Origin of the sequence: Streptomyces sp. NPDC018693 (assembly GCF_044391385.1) — a bacterium.
Classification (GTDB): domain Bacteria; phylum Actinomycetota; class Actinomycetes; order Streptomycetales; family Streptomycetaceae; genus Streptomyces.
On record NZ_JBIRZZ010000001.1, the window covers coordinates 241,091 to 258,720 of the forward strand.

The 17,630-nt window shown below is 70.7% G+C and carries 13 protein-coding genes; 6 read left to right on the forward strand and 7 right to left on the reverse strand.

Features of this window, described 5'->3' with window-relative positions; translation table 11 throughout:
* Window positions 1–142: 142 nt before the first annotated feature.
* The gene (locus ACH5AC_RS01215; RefSeq protein ID WP_398859438.1) at window positions 143–1,000 is read right to left on the reverse strand and encodes a L,D-transpeptidase family protein; all 858 of its coding nucleotides are present in this window, start codon (window positions 998–1,000) and stop codon (window positions 143–145) included.
* A 209-nt stretch (window positions 1,001–1,209) separates the two neighbouring features.
* On the opposite strand from ACH5AC_RS01215, the gene ACH5AC_RS01220 reads away from it, so the two are divergent.
* Together ACH5AC_RS01220 and ACH5AC_RS01225 are read left to right on the forward strand one after the other, a co-directional pair.
* Window positions 1,210–2,790 carry a methylmalonyl-CoA mutase gene (locus tag ACH5AC_RS01220; RefSeq protein ID WP_398859439.1) on the forward strand — a complete coding sequence of 527 codons (1,581 nt, stop codon included), beginning with the start codon at window positions 1,210–1,212 and terminating at the stop codon, window positions 2,788–2,790.
* A gap of 254 nt (window positions 2,791–3,044) precedes the next feature.
* Window positions 3,045–3,554: a hypothetical protein gene (locus ACH5AC_RS01225; RefSeq protein ID WP_398859440.1), complete on the forward strand. Its 510-nt coding sequence runs from the start codon at window positions 3,045–3,047 to the stop codon at window positions 3,552–3,554.
* 217 nt (window positions 3,555–3,771) lie between these two features.
* Here ACH5AC_RS01225 and ACH5AC_RS01230 read toward each other — a convergent pair whose 3' ends face one another.
* Both ACH5AC_RS01230 and ACH5AC_RS01235 read right to left on the reverse strand, forming a co-directional pair.
* A complete protein-coding gene (locus tag ACH5AC_RS01230) occupies window positions 3,772–4,188 on the reverse strand; it encodes a hypothetical protein (RefSeq protein ID WP_398859441.1) in 417 nt (138 codons plus the stop codon).
* Window positions 4,188–7,850: an ALF repeat-containing protein gene (locus ACH5AC_RS01235; protein WP_398859442.1), complete on the reverse strand. Its 3,663-nt coding sequence runs from the start codon at window positions 7,848–7,850 to the stop codon at window positions 4,188–4,190. Before ACH5AC_RS01235 ends, ACH5AC_RS01230 begins: the two co-directional genes overlap by 1 nt.
* A 214-nt stretch (window positions 7,851–8,064) precedes the next feature.
* On the opposite strand from ACH5AC_RS01235, the gene ACH5AC_RS01240 reads away from it, so the two are divergent.
* The 4 genes from ACH5AC_RS01240 (at window position 8,065) to ACH5AC_RS01255 (ending at window position 12,008) form a co-directional block, all read left to right on the forward strand.
* The gene (locus tag ACH5AC_RS01240; RefSeq protein WP_398859443.1) at window positions 8,065–9,210 is read left to right on the forward strand and encodes an RICIN domain-containing protein; all 1,146 of its coding nucleotides are present in this window, start codon (window positions 8,065–8,067) and stop codon (window positions 9,208–9,210) included.
* A 104-nt stretch (window positions 9,211–9,314) separates the two neighbouring features.
* Window positions 9,315–10,343 (forward strand): glycosyltransferase family 2 protein, encoded by a 1,029-nt coding sequence (locus ACH5AC_RS01245; RefSeq protein ID WP_398859444.1) that lies wholly within the window; start codon window positions 9,315–9,317, stop codon window positions 10,341–10,343.
* On the forward strand, window positions 10,333–10,743 hold the full coding sequence (locus ACH5AC_RS01250) for a GtrA family protein (RefSeq protein WP_398859445.1): 411 nt from the start codon (window positions 10,333–10,335) through the stop codon (window positions 10,741–10,743). Before ACH5AC_RS01245 ends, ACH5AC_RS01250 begins: the two co-directional genes overlap by 11 nt.
* A complete protein-coding gene (locus tag ACH5AC_RS01255; RefSeq protein ID WP_398859446.1) occupies window positions 10,740–12,008 on the forward strand; it encodes an NAD(P)/FAD-dependent oxidoreductase in 1,269 nt (422 codons plus the stop codon). The genes ACH5AC_RS01250 and ACH5AC_RS01255 overlap by 4 nt, the downstream gene beginning before the upstream one ends.
* 65 nt (window positions 12,009–12,073) lie before the next feature.
* Here the strand turns inward: ACH5AC_RS01255 and ACH5AC_RS01260 are convergent, their stop codons facing one another.
* The 4 genes from ACH5AC_RS01260 to ACH5AC_RS01275 all read right to left on the reverse strand — a co-directional run bounded on the left by ACH5AC_RS01260 (window position 12,074) and on the right by ACH5AC_RS01275 (window position 17,537).
* Window positions 12,074–13,822, reverse strand: a complete 1,749-nt coding sequence (locus ACH5AC_RS01260; protein ID WP_398859447.1) for a hypothetical protein — start codon at window positions 13,820–13,822, stop codon at window positions 12,074–12,076.
* 81 nt (window positions 13,823–13,903) lie between these two features.
* Window positions 13,904–15,058, reverse strand: a complete 1,155-nt coding sequence (locus ACH5AC_RS01265) for an acyltransferase family protein (protein ID WP_398859448.1) — start codon at window positions 15,056–15,058, stop codon at window positions 13,904–13,906.
* 128 nt (window positions 15,059–15,186) lie between these two features.
* Window positions 15,187–16,557: a polysialyltransferase family glycosyltransferase gene (locus ACH5AC_RS01270; RefSeq protein WP_398859449.1), complete on the reverse strand. Its 1,371-nt coding sequence runs from the start codon at window positions 16,555–16,557 to the stop codon at window positions 15,187–15,189.
* Entirely contained in the window at window positions 16,557–17,537 is a 981-nt protein-coding gene (locus ACH5AC_RS01275) for a glycosyltransferase family 2 protein (protein ID WP_398859450.1), read from the reverse strand. The genes ACH5AC_RS01270 and ACH5AC_RS01275 overlap by 1 nt, the downstream gene beginning before the upstream one ends.
* Window positions 17,538–17,630 lie beyond the last annotated feature (93 nt).

The following is a 17,630-nucleotide window of genomic DNA, read 5'->3' on the forward strand; positions in this document are numbered from 1 at the left end:
GTTAGTCCCGCCACTCACCAACAATTCAATCCAGGCTGTTGTGGCCGGGCCCCCCCCCCCGGGGGTGGCCCCCGCCCCCCCCGCGCGCGCGGCGGGGGGGGGGGGGGGCCCCGGGCCCCCCGGCCCCCCCCCCCGCCCCAGCTCACCAGGACACGACGACCTTGTCGCCCGTCCGTATCTGCGCGAACAGCTCCGCGATCGCCGCCTCGTCCCGTACGTTGACGCAACCGTGCGAGGCACCGGCGTACCCCGTGGCCGCGAAGTCGGCCGAGTAGTGCACGGCCTGGCCGCCGCTGAAGAACATGGCGTACGGCATCGGTGTGTCGTAGAGGGTGGACACGTGGTGCCGGGACTTCCAGTAGACCTGGAACACGCCCTCGCGGGTGGGCGTGTACTGGGAGCCGAAGCGGACCGCGACCGTCGAGAGGGTGCGGCCGTCCACCATCCAGCGCAGGGTGCGGGACGTCTTGTCGATGCACAGCACCCGGCCGGTCAGGCAGCGGGAGTCCGGCGGGGCGGCCTCCTGCCCGCCCATGAGGTACAGGTCCCACTGGCCGGGCTCGTGCGTCATCTTCAGCAGCCGCTGCCAGGTGACCGTGTCCGTCCTCCCCGTCCTCGGCAGCCCGCGCTTGCCCTGGAAGCCGCGGACCGCCTGCTCGGTGAGGTCGTCGTACTCGCCCGTGGGGCCGTGGTACAGCCAGGCGATCTGGCGCAGGCGGGCCTGCAGCTCGCGGATGTCGCGCCCCTTGTCACCGGGCTGCCAGAGCACGCGGGCCGGCGTGGGGGTGGGAGGGGGACTGGGAGAGGGGGCGCTGCTCGGCCTGTCATCGGCAGGGGCGGCGCTCGGCGTGCCCGGCGCCGGCGGTGTGACCTCGACCCGCACCGGCTGCCGCGGCTCTCCGCCGGCCGCCGTCGACCGGCCCGTACAGCCGCACAGCACGGCGAGGGCCGCGAGGCCCGCTGCGGCCGTCACCGATCTGCCCATGCCCCTGGTACGCATCACGGCCCCCCGTCGTCTCACCGGCCCGCCGCACCGGCCTGCTCACTTTCACTGGAGATGCTGCCCGTGCGTGACTGGTTGCGAACGACACGGCATCGTTGTGAGCAAGGTCCCAGCCTGCTCCACTCCACCGGGCGCACGGCCGCAGCTACAGTCCGTGGCGAGGAGTCGGCCGTACTGGCGAGTAACCAATGAGCGCGGAGGCAAGAATGGCACGCGAGTCCGAGTCCGGGCTGCCGATCGAACCGGTCTACGGACCCGACGCCCTCGTCGGCTGGGACGCGGGGGACAAGCTGGGCGAGCCGGGGTCGTACCCGTTCACCCGTGGTGTGTACCCGACGATGTACACGGGCCGGCCGTGGACGATGCGCCAGTACGCCGGGTTCGGCACGGCCACCGAGTCCAACGCCCGCTACAAGCAGTTGATCGCCAACGGCACGATGGGCCTGTCGGTCGCCTTCGACCTGCCCACCCAGATGGGCCACGACTCCGACGCGCCGATCGCGCACGGCGAGGTCGGCAAGGTCGGCGTGGCGATCGACTCGGTCGACGACATGCGGGTGCTGTTCGGGGGCATCCCGCTGGACAAGGTGTCCACGTCGATGACGATCAACGCGCCCGCCGCCCTGCTGCTGCTCCTGTACCAACTGGTCGCCGAGGAGCAGGGCGTCAGCGCGGACAAGCTCACCGGCACGATCCAGAACGACGTGCTGAAGGAGTACATCGCGCGCGGGACGTACATCTTCCCGCCGAAGCCGTCCCTGCGGCTGATCGCCGACATCTTCAAGTACTGCAAGGCCGAGATCCCGAAGTGGAACACGATCTCGATCTCCGGCTACCACATGGCCGAGGCCGGTGCCTCACCGGCGCAGGAGATCGCGTTCACGCTGGCGGACGGCATCGAGTACGTGCGTACGGCGGTCGCAGCCGGCATGGACGTCGACGACTTCGCGCCCCGCCTGTCCTTCTTCTTCGTCGCCCGTACGACGATCCTGGAGGAGGTCGCCAAGTTCCGCGCGGCCCGCCGGATCTGGGCCCGGGTGATGCGCGACGAGTTCGGCGCCAAGAACCCCAAGTCGATGATGCTGCGCTTCCACACGCAGACGGCCGGGGTCCAGTTGACCGCCCAGCAGCCCGAGGTCAACCTCGTCCGCGTCGCCGTCCAGGGCCTCGCGGCGGTGCTCGGCGGGACGCAGTCCCTGCACACCAACTCCTTCGACGAGGCGATCGCGCTTCCGACCGACAAGAGCGCCCGCCTGGCCCTGCGCACCCAGCAGGTGCTGGCCTACGAGACCGACGTCACCGCGACCGTCGACCCCTTCGCCGGGTCCTACGTCATCGAGAAGATGACCGACGAGGTCGAGGCCGCCACGCTGGAGCTGATGCGGAAGGTCGAGGACCTCGGCGGCGCGGTCTCCGCGATCGAGCACGGCTTCCAGAAGAACGAGATCGAGCGCAACGCCTACCGGATCGCCCAGGAGACCGACAGCGGCGATCGGGTCGTGGTCGGCGTCAACCGCTTCCAGCTCGACGAGGAGGAGCCCTACGAGCCCCTGCGCGTCGACCCCGCCATCGAGGCCCAGCAGGCCGAGCGGCTCGCCAGGCTGCGTGCCGAGCGCGACCAGCAGGCCGTCGACACCGCCCTGGCCGCCCTGAAGAAGGCCGCGGAGGGCGACGACAACGTCCTCTACCCGATGAAGGACGCGCTGCGCGCCCGCGCGACGGTCGGCGAGGTGTGCAACGCGCTGCGGGACGTCTGGGGGACTTATGTGCCCAGCGATGTGTTCTGAGCCGGCCTGAGCCCGGAAGGCCGGGCTCAGGTACGTCCAGGGCGTCGGTGTCTGGCTGTACGAGCGCGGCCAGGGCCTTTGGGCCGGCGCCGTTCACCGGTACGCCATGTTCCGTTCCCGTGCGCAATTGATCTGTGGGCAAAGCTCGGAGTGATTCATAACGGGGGTGTCGGGGGCAAAGCGAAAAGGTGGCCTTCGCGTCCGCGTTTGTCCATTGTTCCGGCCGGTGGCCGGCCCGACGAATGAGGACGGTCATGAAGGCACACAGAATCGGGCGGAACGCTCTGGGCGTCGCGGCGGCGGCCGGCGCTCTGGCATGGCTCGTGGTGAGCGGCGGCGCGTCCGCCGAGAGCGTCGACAACTCTGTGCGGACCGTCGCCGACGAGGCCCCTGGTTATGCCGTCGAGGGCTTCAACTACCCGGGCGCCGACCGGATCCTGGCCGAGAAGGGCATCACCCTCAAGCGCGGCGACGGCCACATCCTCCTCGCCGACTGCGCGACGGGGACCGGCCAGTTGGAGGTGTGGGCCCGCAGCCAGGACAAGATCTGCTTCGACGTCACGGGTACGTCCGGCTGGCTGACCCTGGAGATCCCGTCGGTCTACGGCGTGCGCGGAAACGACTACGCGACCCAGGTCGATATGACGACCGGCACCGTGGAGAAGTCCTTCGACGTCGCCAAGAACAGCTGGACCCCGGTCGGGGAGAGCGCGGACGAGCAGGGCCGCGAGTTCATGCTCGTGGAGATCCGGACCACGAAGTAGGACCAGGCCCTTCCACCCGGCGTCGGCACGGCCGCGGACGCCGGCAGGACGCCTCGGAGTCCGGCGACCGGACGCTCTGGGTCGGTACGACCTCCTTCACGCGGGCCGAACAAGTGACCACGCTGCGGGTGACCGCGGCCGACGCCCCGCCTGCACCTACGTGAACGGCCCCGGAGGCAGAACCCTCCGGGGCCGTTCACGTCGTCCGGTGCGCCGGTCAGCGCATCCAGTCCGGTGAGTCGATGTGGGCGAACTCGTTCCAGGCCAGGCAGTGGGCCCGGGACTCGGGGCCCACATGACCCCAGACCGACTGGAGGGGGAACCCGTTGTCCCAGGCGTTGAGCAGCGCCTCGAAGAAGCCCGTGGCGACGGCCGTACGGTCGTACTCACCGCCCGACCGCTGGACCTCCTCCAGGATCCGGAACATCTCCCCGGTCTGTTCGGGCGTCAGCTCGGCGGACCGTTCGGCGAAGGCCGTCGCCAGCGCCGCCAGGCGCAGCGAGAGCGGCGGCACGTCGTCCTCGTCGTCCGTGTCGTCCACCCCGCCCCGCCAACTCGTGATCTCGGCGCGGTCGCGGTCCGCCAGCACATCGCTGACGGCGAGCAGGTGACGGAACCAGTCGGGGGTCGGCATTACTTTCCGTTCAGTGCGTTGGTCATGTCGCGGATCAGCTGCTCCGCGGCCGACCGGTCGGTGGCGCTGGCGGTCGGGTTGTTCGTCAGCCATTTTTGCAGGTAGGTGATGGAGTCGCGGGCCTTCTGCGAGTGGCTGGCGCCGCCCACCCGGCCTCCGGTGGCCAGCTCGAAGCGGACCGCCGCCGCCGTGCTGCCGTTGCCGATCCTCGCGTTCGCCCGGAACAGGTAGTCGACGTGCCGGGCGAGGTCGGAGTTGGTGACCTGCGGCTTGGCCATGTCCTTGAGCAGGATGTCCTTGTACTGCTCGAACAGCGCCCGGTTGTGCGCCAGGCCGTTCATCGGCGGCTTGACCTTGATGCCGAGCTTGTTGCCGAACTTCCTGAACAGCTTGGCGAGGCCGGAGCCGACGCCGCTCTCCAGGTAGTACGGCGCCATCATGCTGCCGTAGGCGGGCTCCAGCAGCTTCAGCAGCTCCGGGCCGCACTTGCCCTTGTTGCTGTGGCCGATGAAGGGCCGGGTGTCCTCGTAGTTGCAGTACGCGGCCAGCAGGATCGCGCCCGCGTCGTCGCGGTTCTTGAGCTTGTCCCAGAAGATGTTCCCGGCCCAGTCCCCGATCCAGTCGTCGAAGTCGCCGGCGAGCCGCTGGCAGGAGCCGATCCCCAGGGTGTCGGGGAGCGCGACCCCGTTGAGGTAGCAGGTGCCGTCGAAGTCCAGCAGGAAGACGCCGTTCTCGTACTCCTGGAGCGCGTCCACGCTGCCGGCGCCCTCGCCGCCCGGTGGAGCGTCGGCCTCGCGTCGGGCCTGGTCGTCCGCCATCTGCTTCTGCGCCGCGATGGTGAGAGCCTCGGCCGCGGCCAGGGCGGCTTCGGCGGCGTCCTTGGCCGCCGCGATGGCGGCGGCGCGGGCCCGTTCGGCCGAGGCGTACGCCAGGGACGCGTAGGTGCGGGCCTGCGCGGCGGAAGCGGCGGCCTGGTGGGCGGACTTCGTCGCGGACGCGGCGGCGTTGTTCGCCTGGTCGGCGGCGTTCCTGGCCAGCCGGGCCGACTCGGCGGCCTTGGCGGCGGACGCGTCGGCCTCGCGCGCGGACTGCGTGGCGGCGTCCGCGTAGCCCTGGGCCTCCTTGGCGGAGGCATCGGCCTGCTGGGCGTAGCCGGTGGCCTCCTCCGCCGCGTTGCGGGCCTTGGCCGCGGCCTCGGCCGCCAGGGCGGCGTTCTGCTGGGCGAGGGCGGCCGTCCGGGCTGCGCCCGCGATCAGCTTCTGGACGCCGGCGACGTGGGTCGCGGCGTCGTTGTCGAGCTTGGCGGAGCGGTACTGCACACCGGCGACGAAGTCGTGCAGCATCCAGGTCGGGCCGGCGAGCGCGACCTCGGCGGTGGCCTTGACCTGCGGGCCGCCGGTCTGCAGCAGGTTCAGGGTGGCGAGGCGGTCGTCCTCCTCGCGGGCGGTGTACTGCCCGGTCGCGAGGAACTCGCGCAGCGCCTCGGTGGTCCCGGCGTCGATGGCCGCGTCGGCGGCGCGCTTGACGGCGGTGCCCCCGGCGGCGGCGATCTCCAGGACCTTCACCCGGTAGTCGTCGGCCTGGACGGTGTGCTGGCCGATGTCGAGGAACCGCACCACATCGGCGTGGGTTCCGGCCAGCGCCGCCTCGGCGGGCTCCTTCATCCCGGTGATGCCGCTGTCGGCGAGCCCGGCGACGCGGGCCCGGTCGTCCTGTTCCTCGGCGACGGCGCGGCCGGAGGTCAGCCAGGTGCGGACGTCGTCGTCGCTGCCGGACAGCGCGTCCTCGGCCGCGCGGACCGTCCAGGGTCCGCCGGTGGTGAGCAGCCGCAGCGCGGCCTTGCGGCCCTTGGCCGCCGCCACGGCGGGATCCACCCCGGCGGCGGTGGCCTCGGCCAGCAGGGTCCGGGTCTCCGCGTCCCGCTGCTGCGCCTCGATCTGCTCCCACCGCAGCCGGGCCTTCTCCGCGTCCTCCTCGCGCTTGGTCTCCTCGGCGGAGAGGATGCCCTCGTCCTTCTCGTTGGTGAGCCGGGCGGCCTCGGTGGCGCGGGCGGCGTCGAAGATCGCGCGGGCCTTCTCGACGGCGGTCGAGGCCACGTTGGCGGCCGCCTGCGCGGCGGTGGCGCGCGCGGTCGACTTGTTGGCGTAGTCGATGGCCTGGCCGGCGTGGGCGGCGGCGTCCTCGGCCGCGGCCGCTGCGGCGTCGGCATGCTTGGCCGCGTCGTTGGCCGCCGTGTGCGCCTCGCGGGCGGCGGCGGCCGCCTTGGTGGCGAGCGCCTCGGCGGTGCCGGCGGCCCGGTCGGCGGTGGCCGCGGCCGCACGGGCCTGGGCCGCCGCGGCGGCGGCGCGCTGCGACTCGGCGGCGGCCACGTTGGAGTACTGGCCTGCCTCGGCCGCGGCGGTCGCCGCCGCCGCTGCGTGGGCGCCCGCGCTGGCGGCGGCACGGGCCGAGGTCACGGCCTCGGCGACGGCCTCGGCGGCCTTGAGCGCGGCGGCGGCTCCGGTACGGGCCCGGGAGGCCGCGTCACGGGCGGCCTGCGCGGCCACCTTGGCGGCGGCGGCCTGTCCGGCGTCCTTGGACGCGGCGGTCGCCTGGTTGTAGGCGCGGGCCGCGGCCTCGCCCGCCGCAGCGGCGGCCGAGGCCGCGGCGGAGGCCGCGTTGGCCGCCGTACGCGCGGCGGCGGTGGCCGTGTTGGCGGCCTGGATCGCGGTACGGGCCGCGCTCGCGGCGGCGGTGGCGGCGTCGGCCGCACGGCCGGCGGCCTGCGTGGCCTTCTGTGAGGAGCTCTGGGCGGCGGCGGTCTCCTGGGCAGCGCGCTGCGCCGCCTCCTTGGCGAGCTTGGCTGCCTGGACGGCGCGTTCCGACGCCTCCTTGGCCGCCTCGGTCTCCTTCTTCGCCCGGTCGCCGGCGGTCCTGGCGACCTGGGCGAGTTCGGCGACGGAGCTCATCTCCTCGTCGCGGGCGCGCGCGGTGTACTGGCCGGTCTCCAGGAAGTCGTGCACGTCGGCGGCGGTGCCGCCCAGCGCCTCCTGCGCGGCCTGCTGCACCTGTGCGCCGCCGACCTGCATGATGGTCAGCAGCTCGACCCGCTCGTCCTCGGCGGTCGCCCGCTGCAGGCCGGTGGCGAGGAACTTCTCCAGGGCCTCCTGGGTGCCGGCGTCGAGAGCGGCCTGTCCGGCGGTCCTGACCGCCCGGCCGCCGGTGCTCATCTCCCGCAGCACGGCCACGCGCAGATCGTCCGCGTACGGCGCCTGCCAGCCCGTCGCGAGGAACGTGTGCACGTCGGCGGCGGTGCCGCCCAGCGCCTCCTGCGCGGCCTGACGGACGCCCGGGCCCTGGGAGTTCAGCAGACGCAGGACCTGGAAGCGCTCGTCCTCCTCGGCCGCGATCCGCAGCCCCGTCTCCAGGAACGCGTGCACCTCGGCGTCCGAGCCGACGAGCGCCGCCTCTGCCGCCGTGCGGGTGGCCCGGCCGCCGGTGCGCCAGGCCGCGACGACCTGGCCCCGCTCGCTCACGGTCGTCGTCTCTTCAGCAGTGGTCTCGGCTTGCGCGGTGGTGGTGACGGCCATCGTGCCGAGCATGGTCAGCGCCACGGTGAGCGCCGTGCTCCCCAGGAGCCCGAACGGCGTTCCACGGCGTGGCTTCCGTTGCGTTCTCTTCATACCCCCTCCTCCGAAATGGTCGGTTTAGGGGGCACTCTCTTTTTTTCGCCCCCTCGCGTGATCATCACACAGGTCAGGCGGAGTGCTGGACGGCGTAGTGCCCGGCAACGGGAATTCACGTTTCGTACACATGAATGAAGACCTCGTCGAGATAGATTTCGATACAGCAAATAGCTGAAAAGGCGGATGGAAAGTCGCAATGGGGGAGAAGCGTATGAATAGGGCAGCGAGATACACGGCGTGGACTGCCGGTGTGCTCGTCGGGGCCGGGACGCTCGTCGCCGGTCCGGCCCAGGCCGTGGTGGGTGACGCGGCCGGTGGCGGGCAGCGGGCCTACACCGCGAAGATCGAGGTGGGCGACACGGAACGGGCCTGCTCCGGTGCGCTCGTCGAGGCCCGGTGGGTCGTCACCGCAGCGAGCTGCTTCGCCGAGGACCCCACGCAGCCGGTTCCCGCGGGCCCGCCCTCCCGCCCCACCAGGGTCACCGTGGGACGCACCGATCTCACCACGACGTCCGGCCAGGTCCGTACCGTCGTGGAACTGGTCCCCCGGACCGACCGGGACCTGGTGCTGGCGAGGCTGTCCGCGCCGGTCACGGGCATCACTCCGGTGGCCCTCGGCACCGGCGCCCCCGTCGCCGGCGAACAGCTGACCGCCGCCGGTTACGGCCGCACCGGCGATCAGTGGGTGCCCGACCGGCTGCACACCGGCGCGTTCACCGTCACCGGCGTCCGCGCCCTGGAGCTGGACATCGACGGGCAGGACGGCGCCGCGGTCTGCCAGGGCGACGCGGGCGGCCCGGTGGTCCGGGCCGGCGCCGGCGGCGACCAGCTGGTCGCCGTCAACAGCCGCTCCTGGCAGGGCGGATGCCTCGGCACCGAGGAGACCCGCACCGGTGCGATCGCCTCCCGCGCCGACGACCTGGCCGCCTGGGTCGACGCCGCCGTCGCCGCCCCCCACCCGCTGAAGAACCAGTCGACCGCGAGGTGCCTGGCCGTCCCCCAGGCCAGTACGGACAACGGCACCAAGCTGATCCAGTGGACCTGCACCGGCAACAGCGAACAGCAGTGGCGCCTGGACAAGGTCGCGGGCGGGAACGGCGACCGCTATCTCGTGCGGAACCTCAACAGCAACAGATGTCTGGCCATCCCGCAGGCCAGTTCGGACAATGGCATCCAGGCCATTCAGTGGACCTGTACCGGCAACAGCGAGCAGATCTGGATCCGCGACAGCGTCGGCCGGCTGCGCAATCTGAACAGCGACAAATGTCTCGCCGTCCCCGGCTCCGACCCCACCAACGGCACCAAGGTCGTCCAATGGACGTGCTCGACCAACACCGATCAGCGGTGGATCTGGTAACTCCCTGAACCAGCCGCCCGGTCAGGGCGCGACGTCGACTCACCGCAGCGGAACGCTCATTGCACGTTTACTGCTGGTTCACGTCGCGCCCATAGCTTCATCCAATGCCAGACATATCCAGCCGGGCGCAGGATTCTGTAGTGCCCCGCCAGCGTGGTGGCGCCGCGCTCGTCTCATATGTATTGCCCGTCTTCAATGAACAGGACGGGATTCGCCACTTCCATGAGGAACTCGTGGCGGCTCTGGGTGAACGCACGGAGTTCACCTACGAAATGATCTACGTGAATGACGGCTCGGCCGACGGAACGCTCGCCATTCTCGAGGACATAGCGAAGAACGACCGGCGTGTCCGTGTCATCGACTTCGCCCGTAACTTCGGTCACCAGATGGCCATCACGGCGGGTATCGACGAGGCGCGCGGCGACGCCGTCATCGTCATGGACACCGACCTCCAGGACCCCCCGCGGGTCAGCCTCGAGCTGATCGACGCCTGGCGGGACGGCGCGGAGATCGTGCACGCCCGGCGCCGCAGCCGGCAGGACACCTTTTTCAAGAAGACCACCGCGCACCTCTTCTACCGGCTGCTGCGGTCGTCCACCGAGGTCGACATCCCGGTGGACACCGGCGACTTCCGGCTGATGGACCGGCGCGCCGCCGACGAGCTGCGCCGCTTCCGTGAGCGCAGCCGGTTCGTGCGCGGCATGGTCGCCTCGATGGGCTTCAGGCAGACCGAGGTCCACTTCGACCGCGACGAGCGGTTCGCGGGCGAGACCAAGTACCCGATGAAGAAGATGGCCCGCCTTGCCATCGACGGCCTCACCGGCTTCTCCACCGCACCCCTGCGGATGATCACCAAGCTGGGCTTCGTGGTCCTCGCGCTCTCCCTGGCCGGCATCGTCTACGCGCTCGCCATGAAGGTGTTCGCCCCGGACATCACCGTCTCCGGCTGGACCATGCTCATGGTCGTCGTGCTGTTCCTGGGCGGCGTGCAGATGCTCTCCCTCGGCGTGCTCGGCAGCTACATCGGGCGGACCTACGCAGAGGTGCAGGGCCGACCCCTGTACACCGTGCGCGAGGTCATCTCCCACACCGTCCTGGTCGAGGACGACGGCACCGGCGGCCATGACGACTGACACCGTGGAGGACACGGGCACCCGTACGCGCGACCTCCGGCAGCTCATCACATACGCCCTCGTCGGCGGCAGCGGCGTCCTCCTCGACCTGGGCGCGTTCCTGCTGCTCTACAACGTGGTCGGGATGCACGAGCAGACCGCCAATGCGCTCTCCACCAGCCTCGGCATCACCAACAACTTCGTCCTGAACGCCCTGTTCACCTTCAGCAAGCGGGACCGTCTGCTGGTGCGCTACCTGCGCTTCTACGCCGTCGGTCTGACCGGTATCGCCCTGACCTTCGTGCTGCTCGCGGTGTTCTCCCGGGGCCTCGGCATCGACCCGAACCTGGTGAAGGCCGGCTCGCTGCCCCTGGTGCTGGTCTTCCAGTTCGCGCTCAACAGAAAGTGGAGTTTCGCATGAATCTCGGCGTCATCGGCGCTGGAGCCACCGGTCTGACCGCCGCGTACGACGCGGTCAAGCAGGGCCACGCGGTGACGGTCCTGGAGGCCGCCGACGAACTGGGCGGCCTCGCCGCGTCGATCACCGTCGGGGGAGTGCCGCTGGAGCGCTACTACCACCACATCTTCCGCAGCGACCGGCAGATGATCGAGCTGATCGAGGAACTCGGCCTCGGCGGCGACCTGCGCTTCCACAAGACCACCACCGGTGTCTACCGGGACGGTCGCATGCACCCCTTCTCCACCCCGCTCCAGATGCTGGGCTCCCCGCTGTACGGCCTGCCCGCCGGCATCCGCTTCGGACTCTCCTCGGCGGTGCTGAAGGTCGTACGCGACGGCGAGCGGTTCAACGACCGCACCGCGCTGAGCTGGCTGAACAAGTGGGCCGGCCGCCGCGCCACCGAGGCCGTCTGGGAGCCGCTGCTGCGCGGCAAGTTCGGCGACCGCGCCGACCAGGTCTCCATGGCCTGGCTGTGGGCGCGCGTCCACTGCCGCACCTTCGAACTCGGCTATCTGGACGGCGGCTTCGAGCGGGTCTACGCCACCCTGCGGGACCGTATCGCCGAGCACGGCGGCAAGGTCGAGTTCGGCAGGCGGATGGAGACGATCCGGCAGGACAGCGAGGAGGGCCCGGTCACCGTCCGCACCGCCGACGGTGCCGAGTACACCTTCGACCACCTGATCGCGACCACCCCGCAGCCCGCCTTCGCCAAGGCCGCCGACGCCCCCGCCGACGACGCCGTGTGGCGCAACCAGTACCTGGGCGCGACCTGCTTCGTCCTCGAACTGGACCGCAGCGCCATCCCGTACTACTGGCTCAACATCAACGAGCCGGACTTCCCGTTCCTCGCCGTCGTCGAGCACACGAAGATGATCGCCCCGGCCGAGTACGGCGGACGCCACATCCTCTACGTCGGCAACTACGTCGAGCGCGACGACTGGCGCTTCACCACCGACCCGGCCGAACTGCTCGACCGCTACCTGCCGTACCTGAAGCGGCTCAACCCCGACTTCGACCGCTCCTGGATCCAGGAGTGGCACTTCTCCAAGGCGCCCTTCGCCCAGCCCGTGGTCACGCCCGAGTACAAGGCGCTGATCCCGGGCCACCAGACGCACCTCAGCAAGGTGACGCTGGCGACGATGGCGCAGATCTACCCGCAGGACCGGGGACAGAGCTACTCGGTGGAGCTGGGGCACAAGGCCGCGCGGATCGCGGGCGTGGCCTGAGCGTCGTACACGACAAGTAAGCCCCGGCGGGTCAACCTCCCGCCGGGGCCGTGGTCGTCGGGCGCCTATTCAGGGTGGCGCAGGGTGCACACCGTCAGCTGGCGGCCCTCCGGCTTGGGGCACCTGTAGGTGGTCCGGATGTCGTGGGCGATCGCCGGGTCGACCACCGCGAGCGACATCCAGCCCGGCTGGTAGACCATGTGCTCGGCCGGGTGCTCCTGCGTGATGCAGCGGACGTTCTCCCTGGTCGAGGTGAGGTCGGCGACCTCGGGGAGGCGCTTGGTCACGCTCAGGAAGGTGGGGAAGGGGTAGCGGCAGGAGGTCGGGTGGCCGACGTAGTACGCCTGGAGACCGAAGGCCAGGTACATGACCTCCTCGCCGGGCCGGAGTTCGGCGTTCACCTGCTCGGCCGCGGTCCGGGCCGCCTGCGCCTGCTCCTTGAGCTCCGTGTTCGTGGTGACGAGGTGGCCCTGGACCACCCGCACCCCGGACGACGGCCACACGGTGGCGGCCAGGCACGCCACCAGCGCCAGGACCGGCAGGGCGACCGGGACACGCAGCACGCGCGGCCGGCGGGCGCCACGGGCGCGCCACACGTCGACGAGCGCGGCGGCGAAGGCCGCGCCGTACGCGTACCACGCGAGATCCACCGTGTACACGTCGTCGCGGACCAGCTCGATCATCGGGGTCAGCACCCCGAACAGCAGCGCCACCACGGTGAGACCGAGCGGGGGCCGCCCGTGCCTGCCGTACCAGCGGCCGATCGCGAGGCCGGTGAGCGCCGCCGCCACCACGGGCAGGCTCTCCCCGTGGTACGCGAAGAAGTTGCCCTGGTACATCACGACGCCCAGGGCGACGAGGATCAGGAGCACGGTGAGGACCGCCACCCGGACCCGCTCCCGGCGCGAGCCGAGCGTGGCCGCGACCAGCAGCAGCGCGCCCGGCAGCAGCGCGAGCACCGGCGTGAGGACGGTGCGGTCGCCCACGTACTGGGCGGTCCGGTCGAGCAGGTCGGAGATGACGACGGGCTGGCTGCCGCCGAGCTGGTTGACGTTGATGTGCGGCATGTCGCGCACCCACTGCAGCTCCCGCGAGCCCGACCAGATGCTGACGCCGAACAGCACCACGGTGGCGACGCCGGCGGCGGCGGCGAGCAGCAGGGCCCGCACCCGGTCCACGGCGAACACCACGAGCAGCGCCATCAGGGCGGTGCCCGCGGTGGAGTACTTCAGCAGGGCGGCGAGACCGAGCGGGACCGCGGCGAGGGCCACCGCCTGCCAGTGCTTCTCGACGCCGAGCGCGGCGGCGATGGCGATCATCGCGAAGACGATCGCGAACCACTCCGGCTGCAGATAGTCGATGACGGGCGCGAAGGCGAGCGTGAGGGCGGCCAGGCCCGCGACGAGCAGCGCGTCCCGCTCGGGGATACGGCGGCGCAGGGCCCGGTGGAGCAGCAGACCGGCGACCACGCACAGGGCGAGGCCGACGAGCCGCATGAGGGCCTCGCTCACCGCGAACGAACCGAAGGTGACGGCGTCCAGCCCGGCGATCAGCCAGCGGTAGAAGAAGGGCCGGTGGGCGAACACCTCGGAGGGGGACATGCCGTCCTCCCCCGTCACGCGCAGCGCGGCGAGCACGTACCGGATGTCGAGGAAGATGCCGGCCGTGAGGGTGGTGTACGTCAGCAGCGCCGTGGTGGCGACGACGGCGGTCCATCCCGCAGGGGAGGTGAGGCGCAGCCGAGGGGTGGTCGGCCCGTCGGGGCTCCGCCCGCCCGTCGCGGCGGGCGGAGCCGGGGTCGATGTCTCGGTCATCCTCGTGAACCCCATCTCACGTGGAACCTTCCGCGTCGGGGTCTGTCGCTGTGCAAGGTCGTTCGCCCTCCGTCCGAGGTGTCATGAGTTACGCGGCCGTACGACCAGCGCGCGCCTGAGCCGGGGCCCGAACGGCTTCTCCACGAACTTGTGCAGCAGCCAGGCGATCCCCAGCATCGACAGCATGGTCAGGGCCAGCGTCAGGTACGGGCTCACGCCGTACTCGCGGTGCAGCACCCGGATGAAGAACCAGCCCAGGTGCTCGTGGATCAGGTAGAAGGGGTACGTCAGCGCCCCGGCCACCGTCAGCCAGCGCCAGTTCGCCCAGTTCAGCCAGCCCAGGGCCACCGCGGCGACGGCGACGAAGGCGGCGAGGACGATCAGCTGGATGACGTACGGGTTGCGGTGGAAGTCGCCGTCGGCGCCGGGGTGCCACAGGTTCGTCACCGCGTAGCGCTGGCCCAGCAGGAAGCTCGTGGCCACGATGCCCCACAGCAGCAAGTCGCTGCCGCAGCGGTGGATCAGGTAGAGGGCGAGGCCGCCGATGAAGTACGGCGCGTACTCGGGCATCACCAGCTCATCGGCCAGCGGATGGTCGGCGAACGCGGCGAAGACCCCGGCCACCGTCCACAGGCAGCAGAACAGCACCACCCGGTGGTAGGTGACGCCCCGCCAGACCACGAACAGCGCGAACAGGACGTAGAAACGCGCCTCGACCCAGAGCGTCCAGTCGACACCCAGCACCCGGGGTACGCCCATCGGCTGCTGGAGCATGGTGAGGTTGACGAGGAACTCGTCCGAGCGCAGCGGCTTCTGGACCACGGGCAGGACGAAGCAGGCGGCGGTGATCAGGAGGATCGCCGCCCAGTAGGCGGGGTAGAGGCGGGAGACCCGGGAGCGGAAGAAGTCGCCCATGCTCCGGCCCCAGCTGCTCATGCAGATCACGAAGCCGCTGATCACGAAGAAGAACTGCACGCCGAGCGGGCCGTAGGTGGCGATCTGCGACAGGCTCGGGAACATCAGGTGCGGGGACTGGCTCCAGGACTCCGAGACCGTGCCGCCCCGGCCGGCGTAGTGGTAGACGCAGACCATCAGGGCCGCGAGCAGCCGCAGTCCGTCCAGGGCGCGCAGTCGGCTCTCCGCCCGGGGCCGTACGGCGGGCCGCTCGGACAGGGAGAGTTCCGGCTCGGGTGCCGGTGGGGGTACCGGCACCGTGGCCTGGTCAGCCGCGCTCATCCTGAAGCCTTCCGTGGGCGTCTGTGGAAAGGTGTTCGGACGCTATGCGTCTCCCACTGGGGAGGAGTGTGGAGCGGTTGACTCGCGGGGTGCTGAAAGATGACGATCGGGTGAACCGCCCGCTCCCCCTACTGCTTGGCGTCCGCCTTCTGCTTGATGGCCGCCCGCTTCAACGCCCGTGCCCGGCGCGCGAGTCGGCGTACGGCCGAGTTGCGCGGGATGAAGGACAGCTGGGCCGGTACGGCGCCGGGGAGGGCCAGCGACGCCAGGCGGCGGCGCTTGAAGTAGCGCCAGGTGCGCGGGTTCAGATGCGCCGAGAGATAGCTCTCCGCCTCGCCTCGCAGGCCCGGGTAGATCTTGGGCTGCATCGCGAAGCCGACGGCCCTGAGCAGCGCGGAGAGTTCGTCCACCTGCTCCCGCGACGGCATCTCCCAGCCTTCCACCGCGGCCCGGTCCGTCAGGTCCGGCAGGAGTACGTCGGCGATGGTGAGCGGCACCCGGTTGCTGTTCTGGTACGGCGCGAGCTTGGCGAGCACGGTGTCGGCGCCGACCCCCGCGACCGGCAGGTTGTAGAGGGCGGCCGCGGTGAACAGCGCGGTGGAGAAACAGCCCACGACGAGCGCGGGCTTCAGCCGCTGGTAGGCCACCTCCGCGAGCACGGGCCGGTCGAGCAGGGTGAGTTCGGCGCCCAGCTTCTTCGCCTCGTCCTCCAGCAGCCGCGACCAGCGGGCCGGCGCCAGAGGGTGCGGCTTGAAGACGATCGTGCGGTGTCCGAGCGCCACGGCGCCGCGCACCATGCCCAGGTGCAGCTGCTCTTCCTCGGCGTCGGTGATGATGTCGAGCGCCGAGAGGTACTGCCCTAGCAGCAGCGCCGGCTGCTCGGCCGGAGCGGTCAACTCGTCTTCCTCGTCCGCCAGTTCGCCCAGCACCTTCACGAACGCCTCGGACGGCACGAGTACCGGCGGCACACCGAACTCGGTGAGCAGCAGCGGGGTGAGGCCGGGCACCAGGTCGAGATGGAGCAGCCGGCCGATCCGGGTGCCGACCAGCGGATCGATCTTGTTGCGGGTGGGGCCGTAGCTCATCAGGCCGTCGGCGTAGACGTCGACGGGGGCGCCGATGAACAACTGGCACAGCGCCAGAGAGGGGTTGACCTGGATGGACTCCACGGCCAGGCGGACCTCGTCGTCGCCGAGGTTCCACAGCATCCGGACATACCGCTCCCACATCGGGATGTCATCCGGACGCGGGCTCCAACCACTGGGGTGGAAGGGGGAGATGGCCTCGTTCCAGGACACCACCTCGTCGAAGCGCTCACGGATGCGGGCGAAGCCCGGCATCATGTCGACGGACGGTGTTATCTCGGGCGTGGCCGCGTTGTTGCTGACCACCAGCAGCTTGCGGTCGGTCGGCTCGAAGAGACCGGCGTCGAGCGCGGCGGCCAGGGTCGCGGCCCCGTACAGGGTCGAGACACAGAAGATCCGGGTCGTACGGGACATCAGGCGGCCACCGTCCGCGCCGTGACCGGCCTGCGGCGCACTCGGCGCAGCACACTCGCGCGCTCCACGTCCATCGAGTCCATGACCTCGCTGAGCACGTCCTGCGGCATTCTCTTCAAAGCGGCGGCACTCAGGGACCGCAATTTCCGGGCCACGGCGGGTTCGAACCTCTCGATCGAGTCGAGGTGATGGCTGATGATGGCGCAATAGGTGCGCACGGCTTTGGGTAGCAGTTTACCGGCCTCGGGATCCTGTGACGTTTCCTCGATCACCTCGTCGAACGCGCGGATGAAGTCCAGTTGGCGCACGTCACCGATCTGGGTGAGCGAAGAGGCGACTCCGCGCCGGTAATAGACGCCGAGCATGCTCACCACGGCGAATGATTCCGCTTTGCGGTGGAGCTGCCAGATCCAGGGCCGGTCCTCGGCCGTGCGCAGTCCGTCGGTGAAGTGCAGCCACCCCTCGTCGACCAGGCGGCGGCGGTAGATGCCGGCCCAGGCATAGGGGTAGTCCACCGAGGTGGACCGGTCGGCGGGCAGGATCGCGTCCCGCGGGTTCATCACCGTGTTGCGCCGGCCGTGCGGCACCCGGTGGACGCTGCGCGCCCGGCCGGTGCACTGCACATGGTCGGTGCGCACGAAGTCGCAGCCCAGCTCCTCGATGGCGGCCAGAAGTTTCGGGAAGTAGCCGGGCGCCAGCCAGTCGTCGCCGTCCAGGAAGGTCAGGTACTCGCCGCGCGCCTTGTCGATGCCGGAGTTCCTCGCGGTCGCCAGCCCCCCGTTCTTCTCGTGTCTGACGACCACCGCGCCCGGCAGTTCACGCTCCGCGCGCGCGAGGATGTCCGGGGTCGCGTCGGTGGAGCAGTCGTCGACCAGGATGAACTCGAAGTCCTCACGTGCGTTCGCACGCAGGCTCGCGAGTGTGTCGGGCGCGTATTGCTGCACGTTGTAGAACGGCACGATGACGGAGAGCTTTGGCACGCGGAAACCCTATGACGCGGCGCGGCGCCGCATATTGCTGGTGGGGGTCCAGGGGGTGAACTCGATGTGTCGGATCGGTGCATCCAATCTACT

Excerpts from the sequence above, each read along its gene's own strand:
- ACH5AC_RS01255 (WP_398859446.1), top strand. The coding sequence starts at position 10,740 with ATGAATCTCGGCGTCATCGGCGCTGGAGCCACCGGTCTGACCGCCGCG.
- ACH5AC_RS01215 (WP_398859438.1), bottom strand. The coding sequence starts at position 1,000 with ATGCGTACCAGGGGCATGGGCAGATCGGTGACGGCCGCAGCGGGCCTC.
- ACH5AC_RS01225 (WP_398859440.1), top strand. The coding sequence starts at position 3,045 with ATGAAGGCACACAGAATCGGGCGGAACGCTCTGGGCGTCGCGGCGGCG.
- ACH5AC_RS01270 (WP_398859449.1), bottom strand. The coding sequence starts at position 16,557 with ATGTCCCGTACGACCCGGATCTTCTGTGTCTCGACCCTGTACGGGGCC.
- ACH5AC_RS01220 (WP_398859439.1), top strand. The coding sequence starts at position 1,210 with ATGGCACGCGAGTCCGAGTCCGGGCTGCCGATCGAACCGGTCTACGGA.
- ACH5AC_RS01245 (WP_398859444.1), top strand. The coding sequence starts at position 9,315 with ATGCCAGACATATCCAGCCGGGCGCAGGATTCTGTAGTGCCCCGCCAG.
- ACH5AC_RS01250 (WP_398859445.1), top strand. The coding sequence starts at position 10,333 with ATGACGACTGACACCGTGGAGGACACGGGCACCCGTACGCGCGACCTC.
- ACH5AC_RS01230 (WP_398859441.1), bottom strand. The coding sequence starts at position 4,188 with ATGCCGACCCCCGACTGGTTCCGTCACCTGCTCGCCGTCAGCGATGTG.
- ACH5AC_RS01240 (WP_398859443.1), top strand. The coding sequence starts at position 8,065 with ATGAATAGGGCAGCGAGATACACGGCGTGGACTGCCGGTGTGCTCGTC.
- ACH5AC_RS01260 (WP_398859447.1), bottom strand. The coding sequence starts at position 13,822 with ATGACCGAGACATCGACCCCGGCTCCGCCCGCCGCGACGGGCGGGCGG.
- ACH5AC_RS01235 (WP_398859442.1), bottom strand. The coding sequence starts at position 7,850 with ATGAAGAGAACGCAACGGAAGCCACGCCGTGGAACGCCGTTCGGGCTC.
- ACH5AC_RS01265 (WP_398859448.1), bottom strand. The coding sequence starts at position 15,058 with ATGAGCGCGGCTGACCAGGCCACGGTGCCGGTACCCCCACCGGCACCC.